The sequence below is a fragment of the Halobacillus naozhouensis genome (genome assembly GCF_029714185.1).
In the GTDB taxonomy this organism is placed as follows: Bacteria; Bacillota; Bacilli; order Bacillales; family Halobacillaceae; genus Halobacillus_A; species Halobacillus_A naozhouensis.
The window spans coordinates 3779818-3793204 of record NZ_CP121671.1 but is presented as its reverse complement, the minus strand read 5'-3'; the positions used below and the strand labels follow the sequence as shown (position 1 = coordinate 3793204).

13 protein-coding genes are annotated in these 13387 nt (G+C 41.5%); 10 read left to right on the top strand and 3 right to left on the bottom strand.

Annotation, left to right across the window (positions count from 1 at the left end):
• The first annotated feature begins 20 nt into the window (after window positions 1–20).
• The 7 genes from P9989_RS19445 to P9989_RS19420 all read left to right on the top strand — a co-directional run bounded on the left by P9989_RS19445 (window position 21) and on the right by P9989_RS19420 (window position 6665).
• The gene (locus tag P9989_RS19445) at window positions 21–1445 is read left to right on the top strand and encodes a dihydrolipoyl dehydrogenase family protein (RefSeq protein ID WP_283076496.1); all 1425 of its coding nucleotides are present in this window, start codon (window positions 21–23) and stop codon (window positions 1443–1445) included.
• Window positions 1446–1513: 68 nt separating this feature from the next.
• Window positions 1514–2782: an ABC transporter substrate-binding protein gene (locus P9989_RS19440; protein ID WP_283076495.1), complete on the top strand. Its 1269-nt coding sequence runs from the start codon at window positions 1514–1516 to the stop codon at window positions 2780–2782.
• The gene (locus P9989_RS19435) at window positions 2766–3653 is read left to right on the top strand and encodes an ABC transporter permease (protein ID WP_283076494.1); all 888 of its coding nucleotides are present in this window, start codon (window positions 2766–2768) and stop codon (window positions 3651–3653) included. Before P9989_RS19440 ends, P9989_RS19435 begins: the two co-directional genes overlap by 17 nt.
• Before the next feature lie 2 nt (window positions 3654–3655).
• Entirely contained in the window at window positions 3656–4465 is an 810-nt protein-coding gene (locus tag P9989_RS19430) for an ABC transporter permease (protein ID WP_283076493.1), read from the top strand.
• A 12-nt stretch (window positions 4466–4477) separates the two neighbouring features.
• Window positions 4478–5599 (top strand): ABC transporter ATP-binding protein, encoded by a 1122-nt coding sequence (locus P9989_RS19425; protein WP_283076492.1) that lies wholly within the window; start codon window positions 4478–4480, stop codon window positions 5597–5599.
• A 121-nt stretch (window positions 5600–5720) separates the two neighbouring features.
• Window positions 5721–5870 (top strand): signal peptidase II, encoded by a 150-nt coding sequence (locus P9989_RS21745; protein WP_428841944.1) that lies wholly within the window; start codon window positions 5721–5723, stop codon window positions 5868–5870.
• A gap of 213 nt (window positions 5871–6083) precedes the next feature.
• Window positions 6084–6665, top strand: a complete 582-nt coding sequence (locus P9989_RS19420) for a CDP-alcohol phosphatidyltransferase family protein (RefSeq protein ID WP_283076491.1) — start codon at window positions 6084–6086, stop codon at window positions 6663–6665.
• A gap of 462 nt (window positions 6666–7127) precedes the next feature.
• Here P9989_RS19420 and P9989_RS19415 read toward each other — a convergent pair whose 3' ends face one another.
• A complete protein-coding gene (locus P9989_RS19415) occupies window positions 7128–7586 on the bottom strand; it encodes a hypothetical protein (protein ID WP_283076490.1) in 459 nt (152 codons plus the stop codon).
• Between the two features lie 8 nt (window positions 7587–7594).
• A complete protein-coding gene (locus P9989_RS19410; RefSeq protein ID WP_283076489.1) occupies window positions 7595–8134 on the bottom strand; it encodes a hypothetical protein in 540 nt (179 codons plus the stop codon).
• Window positions 8135–8951: 817 nt separating this feature from the next.
• Here P9989_RS19410 and P9989_RS19405 point away from each other — a divergent pair.
• A complete protein-coding gene (locus P9989_RS19405) occupies window positions 8952–9302 on the top strand; it encodes a hypothetical protein (RefSeq protein WP_283076488.1) in 351 nt (116 codons plus the stop codon).
• 224 nt (window positions 9303–9526) lie between these two features.
• Here P9989_RS19405 and P9989_RS19400 read toward each other — a convergent pair whose 3' ends face one another.
• Complete coding sequence (locus P9989_RS19400) at window positions 9527–10339, bottom strand: hypothetical protein (RefSeq protein WP_283076487.1); 813 nt, start codon at window positions 10337–10339, stop codon at window positions 9527–9529.
• Between the two features lie 457 nt (window positions 10340–10796).
• On the opposite strand from P9989_RS19400, the gene P9989_RS19395 reads away from it, so the two are divergent.
• Window positions 10797–10973, top strand: a complete 177-nt coding sequence (locus P9989_RS19395) for a hypothetical protein (protein WP_283076486.1) — start codon at window positions 10797–10799, stop codon at window positions 10971–10973.
• A 575-nt stretch (window positions 10974–11548) separates the two neighbouring features.
• Window positions 11549–13204, top strand: a complete 1656-nt coding sequence (locus P9989_RS19390; RefSeq protein WP_283076485.1) for a M4 family metallopeptidase — start codon at window positions 11549–11551, stop codon at window positions 13202–13204.
• Window positions 13205–13387 lie beyond the last annotated feature (183 nt).

Genomic DNA, 13387 nt, shown 5'->3' with positions numbered 1-13387 from the left:
TCAGATGAAGGGGGAAAAAAATGAATACCTACGATCTTATTGTCCTTGGTGGAGGCGCCGGGGGGTTAACGGTTGCCGCCGGGGCAGCCAGTCTTGGGGCGAATGTCGCTCTGGTAGAAAAGAACAGAAATTTAGGGGGAGACTGTCTTCATTTTGGTTGCGTTCCGTCAAAGGCATTCATCACAAGTGCAAAAAAGGTGTTTGAAGCTAAAAAAAGTGCCGAAACATATGGGATGACGTTATCCGGAAAACCTGATATTACAAAAGCTATGGCACGTGTCAAGGAGGCCATAGCTGAAATTCAGGCAGAGGACAGTCATGAACGTTTTCAAGATCTTGGGGTTGATATATACCAGGGAAAAGGACGTATTATCAAAGAACACCACATCCAAGTTGAGGAAGAAACGGACATAAAAGGAAAACGTGTTGTCATTGCAACCGGTTCAAGACCCGTTATCCCACCAATTCAAGGAATAGAAAGTACCTCGTATCTGACAAATGAAACAACCTTTGATGTAAGCAAGACACCGAAGCGTTTATTAGTGATAGGTGGAGGCCCTATTGGTCTTGAACTTGCCCAATCCTTTGCCCGTTTCGGGTCTGAAGTAACCATATTGGAAGGGAACTCTACCATTTTTGGACAAGAAGATGAGGATGTTATCTCGGTAATTAAGACACAATTGGAAAAAGAATTAACCTTTCAGTTAAATGCTAGGGTAAAAAAAGTTCGTGAAGAGAATGGAACGAAAGTTGTGACCTATGAGCAGAGCGGTTACGAGGAAAACATCGTTGTTGATGATATTTTGATGGCTACCGGACGAAAACCAAACACCGACGATATGGGTCTCGATAAAATTGGTGTTAACCTCGATGATCGTGGGAACATTGTCGTCAATGACTATTTGCAAACGTCGAAATCGCACATTTATGCCATCGGGGACACAAACGGGAAATTTCCGTTTACCCATGCTGCCGGGATGGAAGGAAAGCTTGTTGTAAGAAATGCCTTATTTGGGATCAAAGGAAAAGTCAGCTATGAAAACGTGCCGTGGGTGACCTATACTGATCCGCAAGTCTTTCATCTCGGTTTAACAGAAAAGGAAGCCAGGGAGAATCACCACATCAAAGTATTTAAAGTGAATACAAGAGATGTGGATCGATTTGTAACTGACCGAGATTTGTCAGGGTTTATTAAGGTCATTACTGATCATAAGGGCCATATTCTTGGTGCCCACGCCCTCGGTACCAATGCTGGGGATTGGATGCAAGAGATCGTCTTTGCGAAGACGCAAGGGCACAAGATCGGTGACATTTCCAATGTGATTCACCCTTATCCAACACACGGAGCGATTCTGCAGCAATCTGCAGACTTGTATTGGAGGGGGAAACTGTTCGATGGAATGTTGCCCAAAGTGGCTGAAAAGTATATTCAATGGTTCAGGTAAGAGGACAAAATATCTGTTGACAGTTTTAAATACGGTAAAATTAGCTTAAGCAATGAGGGGGAAAAGGATTGAAAAGACCAAAATTATCTTATACGCTGGCTACTTTTTTCATCTTTGCTGTAGTTTTGGCAGGTTGTGTCGGGCAAAAAGAAAATCACAAAGAGACATCATCTATAACACAAGAAGATCTCTTACAGGCAAAATGGCAAGATGTTTTGTCCCAAGCCGAGGGACAAACCGTTAACGTGTATTTGTACGGCGGCAGTGAAGCAACGAATCGTTACATTGATGATTGGGTTGCGCCGCGCTTAAAAAAACAAACAGGAATCATCCTAAATCGTGTTCCAGTGAATGATACAAAAGAAATCATCAACAAATTGCTAGTGGAAAAGCAGGCGGGCAAACGCGACGGCAGCGTAGATGTGATGTGGATTAATGGTGAGAATTTTTTAACTGCCAAAGAAAAAGATTTATTATGGGGTTCTTTTGTTCCGGAACTTCCGAATGTTCAGAAATATGTTGATCAAGAGTCTCAAGTGATTAAAAATGATTTTGGGGAACCGACTGAGGGGATGGAGGCACCTTGGAGCCAGGCCCAATTAGTGTACACCTATAATCAAAATAAAATGCAGCAACCGCCGAAATCGGCCGAAGCACTCAAACAATGGGTGAAGAAGCATCCAGGGAAATTCACGTATCCGGCACCGCCTGATTTCACCGGAAGTGCTTTTATACGTAATATCTTGTATCAAACAACAGGAGGTTATGAACAATATTTGAAATCGTTTGATGAACAGAAAGGATTAGATAATAAACTTGAACCGTTTTGGGACTATTTAAATGCCATTGAACCTTACCTTTGGAGAAAAGGACAAACCTATCCGGAAAGTGCCAGTAAATTGGATCAACTGTATGCGAATGGTGCGGTTTGGATGACCATGAGTTATGATCCCGCCCATGCTGCCAATGAGGTAAAAGACGGAAGATTTCCGGAATCAACCCGTACCTTTGTATTTAAAGAAGGAACGCCTTCTAACACAAGTTATCTGTCGATCCCGTTTAACTCGCCGCATAAAGCGGCAGCTATGGCCACAATCAATTTCATGTTGTCGCCAAATGCCCAAATCACCAAAGCTAATCCAAAAATCTGGGGAGCTCAAATGGCGATTGATCCAAATAAATTGTCTGAAAAGCACCAAAAACGCCTAAGTGCGCTTGACCTGGGGAAGGCGACATTACCAGCAGAAGTGTTGGCTGAACACCGTGTACCGGAAATTCCGTCGGATTATGTCGAATACCTTGAAAAGGGTTGGTTGGAGCATGTGGCAAAAGATTAAACCTTACGTATATGTGCTACCAACAGTGGGAGTATTACTTCTCCTGTTTGTTGGCGGTCTCATTGAAGGACTTCTTCAAAGTATAGGCTTTTTACCGGCCGCGGGGCAATACAACCTTTCTTTGAATTTCTATCAAGAGTTATTATCGTCACAAGATTTTTGGGATTCGCTGGTACTCACATTTCGGATTGCTTTTCTCTCTTCTTTTTCTGCAGGTATTCTGGGGATGTTTGTCTCCGTTTGCTTGTTTATGCTCGCTAAGATGGGAAGAGGACGGATCCCCCGTTTCTGGCAGCGTTTTTTTCAGTTACCGATGCTCGTTCCCCATTTAGTTGGCGCTTATTTAATGGTCTTGCTATGGATGCAAAGTGGATGGGTGTCACGAATCCTTGCTTCATTTGGATGGATTGATCACATCAGCGACTTTCCTGTGTTGGTGAATGAACCATTTGGATGGGGGATTATTCTCACATATGCGTGGAAAGAAGCGCCGTTTATCTCATTGATGATCTACCCGGTGCTTCTGCGGATTCACGCTTCATGGTTTGAAACATCAAGAGTTTTCGGTGCTAGCCAATGGGCCTTTTTCCGTGAAATTTTACTTCCGCTTTTAATGCCGGCATGGATTTCTTCGACTTTTATTGTTTTTGCCTTTACGTTTTCTGCTTTTGAAGTGCCGTATTTATTGGGCGTAACCTATCCGAGAATGCTTCCGGTGCTTTCTTATAATTTATACACGGGCGGAGGACTGGAGGCACGTCCGGAAGCATTGGCCGTTAATGTGATTTTGGCTGTAATGACGAGCCTCCTAGGTGTTATAGCTTACCGGTTGAGCCGACGATGGCATATGAGTGAAGAGGGGGGCTGGTAAGTATGAGACGAATGGGTCATAGATTTCATGTGGCGGTTACTGTCCTGTTGCTAATCACTATCGGGATTCCGTTTCTTCCTTTGATTCTCTCAAGCTTCTCTCATGGCTGGCAATGGCCGGAGGTCATACCACATACATTCAGTCTCCGGGCCTGGGTTTATGTATTCTCCGTTAGTAGCGGCACGTGGGATGCGATTTGGACAAGCTTAGTCATCGCCTTTATTGTAACATTTATTAATTTATTGTTAGCTCTTCCAGCGGCTAATGTGCTGGGACGTATGACATTTCGCGGAAAATGGCTGATTGAGGGACTCATTTATGCACCGATTATCATCCCAGCATTTATTTCTGTCATGGGTATGTATGTGACATTTATACATCTTGGCTTAACCGATTCGCTGACCGGTGTGATTGTTGCGCATTTAATCCCTACTCTTCCTTACATGGTTCGTGCATTAATCGTCAGTTATAGTACTCTTGGTTTTCAGTGGGAAGAACAGGGACGAATGCTTGGCGCAGGTCCCATACGGCGATTCGGGTATATTGTGATGCCTCATTTATTGCCGGGGGTCGTTGCAGGAGCCAGTTTAAGTATCCTTATTTCCCTTAGCCAATATATTGTGACGCTCCTTGTCGGGGGAGGGCAAGTGATGACATTACCTCTCCTTCTTTTCCCATTTATCAGTGGAGGAGATCCTGCGATTGGTTCTGCGTATACGGTGATGTTTGCCGGAATGGCTGCGTTTGCCCTGTTTATCATGGATTTTTTATTAAAAAGGTATTATGGAAAGAAGATTACGGTTCACATGTAATGGGGGACAAGTATGGAATCATTACAGCTTAAAGCCATCGAAAAACAATTTAAGGAACACAACAAAAATTCAACCAAAACATCGATTTTTTCAGTTAAACAAACCAGTATAACCATTCAGGAAGGAGAATTTTTTTCCTTATTAGGTCCCTCAGGTTGTGGCAAAACGACATTGTTGAAACTGGTAGCAGGGTTACTTGCACCTGACGCAGGTGACGTTTTTCTGAACGACAAGAAAATCACCCCGGTTGTGCCGGAGGAAAGAGGATTCAGTATGGTGTTTCAAGAGGCATTGTTGTTTCCTCATATGACGGTCGAAGAGAATGTAGCTTTCGGTTTAAAAATGAAAGGAATCCGAAAAAGGAAAAGAATGGAAAAGGCGCGAGAAACCCTCGTATCCGTCGGATTGGAGGGTTTCGGTAAACGATATCCCTCCGTACTAAGCGGCGGACAAAAACAGCGTGTGTCTCTCGCCCGTGCCATTGCGCCCGAGCCTCGCCTCCTTTTAATGGATGAACCGTTCAGTGCGCTTGATCCTGGGCTTCGTGAGGAGATGCGGGAACTGGTGGCCCGCATGCATAAGGAACATGGCGTCACCATTCTTTTTGTGACCCATGACCGCGAGGAAGCCTTTCAATTATCTGACCGTATCGGGATCATGGAAAATGGGGAGATTTTACAACTTGGCAATCCGAGGGATTTATACGAAAAACCGGGGCACCCTCATGTTGCGCTCTTTTTAGGCGCAAAAAATGTTTTGTCTGGAAAGCTTCAACAAGGGATGTTTGTATCGGAGGATTTCCAAGTGCCATTGCCACGAATAAATCACACAACGGATGGACGCGGCTGGCTTGTGATTCGACCTGAAACGTTCATGATAGAAAAGGAACAGCAATCAAATAAAATAGAGGAAACAACTGTTTTTAAAGGTGTGATTAAAGAACAGTCCTTTAGACAGGGTTTTTATTATATGAAAGTGCAGACAGGGTCAAAGGTACTTGATGTTGTATTGAATGCGGGTCTTTGTTTTGATCTGAAGCAAGGAGATGTCCTCTTGTTGAGGATTAGTCCGGATAAGCTTCACTTTATACCTCAAACAGAACAGATAAGAACGTTCCTTCACAAAGAGGATTAATATTATTTAAGGGTTCTATTCGGGGCCCTTTAATTTTAAAAGGGAATAAACAATTTGGGAAGAGGTACATGTTATTTTACGGGCTGATCTTCGTTTTTTTGCGAAAAGTCAAAAACCTTTATTGGTCTACTTGGGGTTTGCACTGTTAATTAGTGGAGCGTTGGGAAGCTTAATCAATCGCATTTATCTCGGGTATGTTGTTGATTTATTTTTTTCCGTTTCTGGCCAGCGGTGTTCAATCTCGCTGATATTCAAATCCGTACAGGCGTAGTGCTACTCGCCATTTTATATATTAAACTACGAAAAAGGCTCAATGATTGAACCAGGGGAGAGATGTTTTTCCTTTTCGTCATCCCTAGATTTGCGAGCGTAGGTATGACAGAGAGAATAATACACACAACGATTAAACGGCTATAAAATTATCAGAGCAATTATCGCAATCGTGTTGATAAGGCAATTCGGACAACAGAAGGAGGGATTTTCCATGCTTGACACACATGCAAGAAAATACGTGGAACCGTTTATTGGAAAGACAGCCGATCGTTTATTAAAATTCGGTTTAAAAGCCAACCATGTCACCATTTTATCCTTTGTTGTCGGGGCCTTTTCCGGTGTGCTGATTTATCTGGGTCAGCCTTTTTGGGCAGTAGCAGTGCTTTGGCTGTCGGGGTACTTCGACGCCGTTGATGGTGCGATGGCACGAAAGACAAAACCGTCTGCATGGGGAACACTGATGGATGTCAGTTTTGACAGACTTGTTGAAATCAGTGTGATTTTAGGACTGGCTTTCCGTTTTCCGGAATCAATGTGGGCCCTATTGTTATTAAGTGTTGCGATCATTTATGCTATGACGGTTTTTTTAACGGTGGGATCGGTTGTGGAAAACAAAGGGTCGAAATCATTTTACTATCAAGCAGGACTTGCTGAAAGGACCGAGGGGTTTATTTTATTTTCATTAATGATTATCTTTTCAAAATATCTGACGGCATTGACTTTATTGTTTCTAGTAGCCGAATTGTTTACCGTGTTTCAACGTCTCCGCGAAGCGAAGTGCATCTTAAAGTAATCAGGGGATGATGAAGAAGAGATGGAGTATCATACTGGTTATCACTTTTGGGTGCCCAAGTGTGATCCATGCAAAAAAGGGGTTTGACTTTCTTGGTTTTCACTTCAGATACAAGAAATCTAGAACGGGAAAGTACTGGTGTTACATGTGGCCATCTCAGAGGTCAATGAAAAAATAAGGGAGGCTAGTCACCTCCTCCTACTCGATTAGAGATAATTGCTTAAGTTGTAAATCTGCATTTTCCTGACGTTACCCCGTAAAGGGCTTTTTGATGTCTAAGGAAAATCGCTCAAAAAACTCTGCGAATTCCCAATTATATTTATTGTCCATGGGGGGTTGTGTACTTAAATCCCCGAAGGAGTTAAGTTAAGCAATATCAGAACTGCCGATACGCTACATGTACGGTAGTCAATCACGCCATCATTTTGAAGAAATGGAGCTTGGTATTATACTAAAGATAGTTCAACAATCGAAATAAGATATCCCAGGGTCATTTGTTAAACGTTGTTCAGGGAACAAGAGTCGTTCTGTATAAGGACATGTTTGCTGTGATTTCGCATAATTCTCGGCAACCTCCGCATAAAACATACGGGCTTTATCTACGGTCCTTGTACCTATCACAATGTCATGGACAAGATTCAAAGATAGCGTATTCATCGCTTCCATATGACATTTCGCTGAAACTTCACCCGCTGTGCGATCTATATATACACTTCCATCAAACCACGTTAACTCATCTGCCAAATGAACTGGAATTCGATAATCAATCACTTGTTCTAAAAAATCAGGGTGCGGAGTTGGGAAGTTATGTGGAACAGTATCCCTGTATACAATCGTTCTTTTCCACGGTCCATTGTTATACCATATTAATCTACTCATAGTAGCTTCATTTGGCGAACCATACTTTTCTATCATCTCCATTGCCCCCTCTAAAGGCTTACCCTCCCAACAGGACAAAATACTATCAATATTGTTCTGGTTACAACAATCGTTACTTCCATTGCCACTTCTTCCGCAACTATTACAATGGCTTTGGTTATTACTTTCAGAATTATTATTCTGATTACAAGAGCACCCATGACTTCCGTTGGTATTTCTACATCTATTACAATGGCTTTGGTTATTACTTTCGGAATTATTATTCTGATTACAAGAGCACTCATGACTTCCGTTGGTATTTCTACATCTATTACAATGGCTTTGGTTATTACTTTCGGAATTATTATTCTGATTACAAGAGCACTCATGACTTCCGTTGGTATTTCTACATCTATTACAATGGCTTTGGTTATTACTTTCGGAATTATTATTCTGATTACAAGAGCACTCATGACTTCCGTTGGTATTTCTACATCTATTACAATGGCTTTGGTTATTACTTTCGGAATTATTATTCTGACTACAAGAGCACCCGTGACTTCCGCTGTTATTTCCACATCTACTACAACAGCTTTGATTATCACTTCCAAAACTACTATAGGAATTTCTCAAGTCTTACACCCTTTCTAACTATATTAACCCTAAGGAGTTTATACTATGGTATGCTCTTTCGACAAAAATGGTATAGATAAAAGCCAATTTAAGAGTCTATTTTAGTGAACAAGTAAGGATTGACCTAAAAACACCTAGGGTTATATCATATCCTGCTTCCTATTCCATAGGGATCAGGCTGTTTAGTTTCCGTTGAACACGTTTGTGGTTATAAAGATGGATGTAATCCTCTACGATTCTTTCCGATAGGAGAATAATAAAAATCTTCTACTTTTAATGAGAAAAGAAGCTTTCAGTGCAGGAGTTATCAAAACGAATGTTACCCATGTGTTAGGAATTAAATGGTGTATCTGTCGTTGAAGGGAACGTTAAAGAAAGTATAGCGGAAGGGAATATGGCGATTCTAGAGCAAGCATCGACCAAATGAAATAGGCTGTTGGAGACCAAGGTTATGATGTCACTTAATAAATCATCGTTGGTATAAGATCAACCTGATATGTAGTTAAGGTTACCTTTCTGAGAAGGGTGACTTTTGTAGGTGTGCTTGGCAGGTTATAAAATGGTAACCGTTAGCCAAAGGCAAGGGTGTCCAAGGTAAATCGGAATTTGAAGGCAGCGGCAGGCAAAATTTCCGCTCTGAGGAACACGGACCTCATAGAAGACTATCTTTCTGGGATTAATTTCTAGTCTGTCTGTATCGGAGGTGACAGGCGCTTATTTTTTTCTATTTCTTGATACTTGCACACACCCTCTATGTTTTCTCCGTATGATAGTAACATAAGGGGGGAGTTTACTATGGATCAATCCCAACGACCATTTTTGAAACTGACGGTCTGGGTATTAGTTTCTATTCTGATTTTCGGACTGGTTGAATTTATCTTCCCTGGTTCCGTCGGTGCGGATCACGGGGGTAGCCACGAGGGTAGCGGTGGTGCAACTGAAGGGATCAGTGGTATCGGGGAGGCAGTGGCTATATTTAATTTTATTTTTATTGCCTTAATTATACTGGCTGTCATCGGCTTGCTTATCGGTTTGGTCGGGATAACCATCTGCTATTTTAAACGGCACAGTCAGGATTTCTTTGACGATGACCGCAATATCGACCGGGATGAAGACGAGGAGTACGATCGATATCGTCGCAAGTAAGAGGAGCCAATGTTGTCAAAATTAAGAAGTTCATCCTGGTCGTCACTACTATCTTTGGGTTGGCGTGTGGGAGTTTAGGATACACGATTATAATGTCACCTCTCATAACTATAGGGTTTGGGGCCGAGAAAGCCCAGTATAGGAGCTCTCTCGACTCCAATATCAATTCAAACGAAACTAAATACTCAAAAAAGCCCATAAATCAACTTTACTAAGCCTTTGTACTATTCACTTTTCCGGACCTCGTCGAAAGCATTTTTTCCGCTATTTGCACCTCTGCACCATTCTGCCGCTTGCACAGTACCTTGCACTACATAGGCGCCAACTGCATCTTTTAACGTGTAATCACCTGGAATGGTTCCTTCATAGTAAGCCCGCAAGGTTGTGTCACTCACCACTTCCACGCGTGATGAACCAGCAGAAGGAATGGTACTATTTTGCTTTGCCTTTGGAAAGTACAAGCGTAATCCACTTGAATTTTGTATAATATCGTCATCCGTCAGTGCCTCGTCAAATTCGAATAAATAAGAGTTACCGTCTAAGGTCACATTCACAAGGTCAGGATTCTCCGTCTTTCCCCCGTTACTAATTGCCGCAGCTTGATTGATGTTCAGAGGATTGTCTGAACTCGTGTTGCTGCTATCCGAATTCACTACCTTAGAATCCACATATCCACGTGCATAGTTCTCTGGATTCAATTCCCCCGAAAAGAGAACGGTGACAGTATTATCCCCTTCCTTGTCGTTCTTGGGTTTCACATTGGTCGACCCGCCTAGGGTATCTCCTTCCATCAATGGAATGAGATGAAAGCTTGAGCGATCTCCGCCATTTAAGAATGCTGGTTGATCAAAGGTAAAATCGACAGCTGTTGTCGGCTCATTTTGACTGATAGATGGCCCCATTCGGAAATTACCAGCCTTAAGCAGATCAGGGGCTTCTGTCGTTCCCTTTGACGATTGCCCCGAACACCCTGCTAGAACGATGATCACCATTAATGTGACAAAACCCTTCTGCAATAAAGAAATAAAAGGACGCATGTTTGCTTCAACCTCCTTAATACTAAAGCTGATTAAACAAGGGTGGAGAGATCTATTTCATTGCTTTCTCCAACCATTCAAACTAGAAATATACTATGATTCTTAAGCGCTAGACGTACGTAATATAAAAAGAACTGGGTACTCGTCTATCTTATTAGTTCATTAACGCTAACAGAAATAGGGGAATACCAACGCATAACGTTAATTTATCGGAGTCTGGCTTCCCAAAAATCGGCTGCGTTTCTTAGATAAGATCGGATTCCATACGATATTGAAGTTAGAAATCATTATATTGGTTCTTCCCTAAGCTAAGCAGGTCGCCCCTTTTGGGTAGAATCGGGTAACCTCATATTTCTTGGGTAAATAATCAGAATATTTATGATAGAGTGTATAAGAGATTTGTACTTAAACTTACAGATTTTATAATAGTAGGCACATCAACCAGGAGGGAAAAGAAATGAGAAAAGTAATATTTTTATTAGTATTTTTAGGAATAATGGCATTTAGTGATTCTGTTTATGCAGCCCAATCAGAAGAGATGGATTGTTGTCAATCAGAAAAAGAATGTATGGAAATGTGTAAAGATATGAATGGTCATATGGAGTGTTGTGAATTGAAAAAAATGGGAGGATGAAAAATTGTATGGCAATGATGAAAAATCCAAATATTGATTGTTCCGAAATGACAGAAAAGGGAAAAGCGAAAGACGATAAGAGAATGATGAGAAAGGCAAGCTAGTAAGCTGGTTCACCCGGCTTTTTTTTCGATAGTTGCAATTAATATGTTTAACTATTACTTATGTAAAGTATCCATACAATACTTTGCGGTCCTGTTCCACTAAAAGAGCAAAAGTGGTCGCTCCAATTGGATAGCTGCTTTTGTTTTTATCTAGCTTACGGAATCTTTATTTTGGATAAAAGATGGCCACTTCACCTGACAATCACTTATACATTTCTTCATAATCACCATCTATTGGCTCGTTAGGTATGTATCTTCGTAAAACAAATCTTCCGTCACTGCTCGGAAAACTCACTCCCCCGATTACTGGATATAAATGCGTTTGCACATGTTGGGAAGCTAAGAAATAGGCTGTTAAGTAGGAGTGATAACGCGCTTTTACGTAATGGATTATTAAACTTACCTTCAGTGCAATACTTATCTCATCCATCCAGGTTCAAGCGAGTCAATTCCAAGGACAGGTGAACATTCATGAAAATGTTATGGATAACCCTAGTGGCTGTCGTTATGTGGATGAGTGTGCAGGCAGGTGTGGGACAACAGGCACAAGCAGCCACATCACGCTCAAATCTGATTGAAAATATGAACAGTTTATCCAACGGACACTTTCGTATTGTTTGGGCCAAAAATAAAGAGACACCGACTTTTGTGTCAGGTACCCTTTCAGATAATCCGATTCACAATCTTGAAGAGGTTAAAGAATTCTTAAAAAAAGAGTTTATGCTTTTTAAGATGGCACCTGAATCAGATTTAACTTTTATAAATAAGACGAAGAACAACCTTGGGATGTCGCATTATCATTTCATTCAGTCTGTCAGGGGGATACCGGTTGAAGGTGCAACTTTAACCATCCATACAGGCAAAGATGGAATAGTAAAAGCCGTATCAGACAGGGTATATCCAAACGTGGGGGATGACCTTGAAAATGATTTAACGCCGATTTTATCTAAAAGTGAAGCGATAAATTTGGCATGGGACTATATACAAACGAATGATGTTCAGTGGATTTGCCCCTTCATGGGATCTCCTCATCTCAATGAAAATCACTATAGAAAAGATATAAACGAAAAAGTAGAGCTGGTCGTTTACCCATTTAGGGGAACGAATTACTTGGCTTATCACGTTGAATTGCAGTTTATGCATCCAAATCCTGGGAAGTGGCAGATTTATATTAATACGAACGATGGCTCTTTAATTAATGCCTATAATGCGATTGCTTATGCAGGATCTGCACTCAGTTCCGGTTACGGAGTACTAGGAGAATACCACGAATTTCAAACGTATTTTTCTAATGGGTATTATTATTTATATGACACTACGAAACCTATGAACGGAGTGATCGAAACGTATACGGCGAGGAACCGTACAAATCTTCCGGGGGTACATGTCTTTGACGGAGATAACGCTTTTACCGCAGTAAATCAAGGGGCCGCCGTAAGCGCTCATTACAACACAGAGGTCGTTTACAATTACTTTTATAACGTACATGGGCGTAATAGCTTTGATAATCAAGGTTCAACAGTTCGCTCGACTGTTCATTATGGAACAAACTATAACAATGTTTTTTGGAACGGTGATCAAATTGTATATGGGGATGGGGACGGCAAAAACTTTATACCATTTTCGGGAGCATTAGATGTTGTCGCCCACGAATTCACCCATGCAGTAATAGACTATTCAGCCCAGCTTGAATATCACGATCAACCGGGTGCATTAAATGAATCGATGTCGGACGTTTTCGGTGTATTTGTTGAGAATGATGGTTTTTTACTTGGTGAGGATGTAATCACACCAGGTATTTCTGGTGATGCGATGCGAAGTATTGCGAATCCGCCTGCATTCGGACAGCCTGAACACATGGAAAATTATGTTCATACCTCTAAAGATAATGGTGGCATCCATATTAATAGTGGGATCCCAAATAAAGCGGCTTACTTAACAATTAAACAAATAGGCATGGAGAAGGCAGAAAAAATATATTATCGTGCTCTTACCGTTTACCTTGAGCCAGCCAGTCATTTCATTGATGCGAAAGCAGCACTTCTCCAATCTACTGCAGACTATTACGGGTATGGTAATGAGTATAAGGCTGTAATTGAGGCATGGAACCAAGTAGGTATTTACTAATGTACAGTGACCGGAAGAAACGCAATTAGCTCAAATTGAAAGGACTGGTTTTCTTCAAACCAGTCCAAAGGAAATAAGCTGTTTCTATATTTTTCTCCCACACTTTTAGCGGAACAGTGAACTTTCTCATATACATATACTAGGGGGGTATCACCTCATTTAAAACTCAGGACTTCAGCAATT

Bases quoted from the DNA above. Each gene is read 5' to 3' on its own strand.
- P9989_RS19445 (WP_283076496.1), top strand. From the start codon at position 21: ATGAATACCTACGATCTTATTGTCCTTGGTGGAGGCGCCGGGGGGTTA.
- P9989_RS19435 (WP_283076494.1), top strand. From the start codon at position 2,766: ATGTGGCAAAAGATTAAACCTTACGTATATGTGCTACCAACAGTGGGA.
- P9989_RS19430 (WP_283076493.1), top strand. From the start codon at position 3,656: ATGAGACGAATGGGTCATAGATTTCATGTGGCGGTTACTGTCCTGTTG.
- P9989_RS19425 (WP_283076492.1), top strand. From the start codon at position 4,478: ATGGAATCATTACAGCTTAAAGCCATCGAAAAACAATTTAAGGAACAC.
- P9989_RS19420 (WP_283076491.1), top strand. From the start codon at position 6,084: ATGCTTGACACACATGCAAGAAAATACGTGGAACCGTTTATTGGAAAG.
- P9989_RS19415 (WP_283076490.1), bottom strand. From the start codon at position 7,586: ATGGAGATGATAGAAAAGTATGGTTCGCCAAATGAAGCTACTATGAGT.
- P9989_RS19405 (WP_283076488.1), top strand. From the start codon at position 8,952: ATGGATCAATCCCAACGACCATTTTTGAAACTGACGGTCTGGGTATTA.
- P9989_RS19400 (WP_283076487.1), bottom strand. From the start codon at position 10,339: ATGCGTCCTTTTATTTCTTTATTGCAGAAGGGTTTTGTCACATTAATG.
- P9989_RS19395 (WP_283076486.1), top strand. From the start codon at position 10,797: ATGAGAAAAGTAATATTTTTATTAGTATTTTTAGGAATAATGGCATTT.
- P9989_RS19390 (WP_283076485.1), top strand. From the start codon at position 11,549: ATGAAAATGTTATGGATAACCCTAGTGGCTGTCGTTATGTGGATGAGT.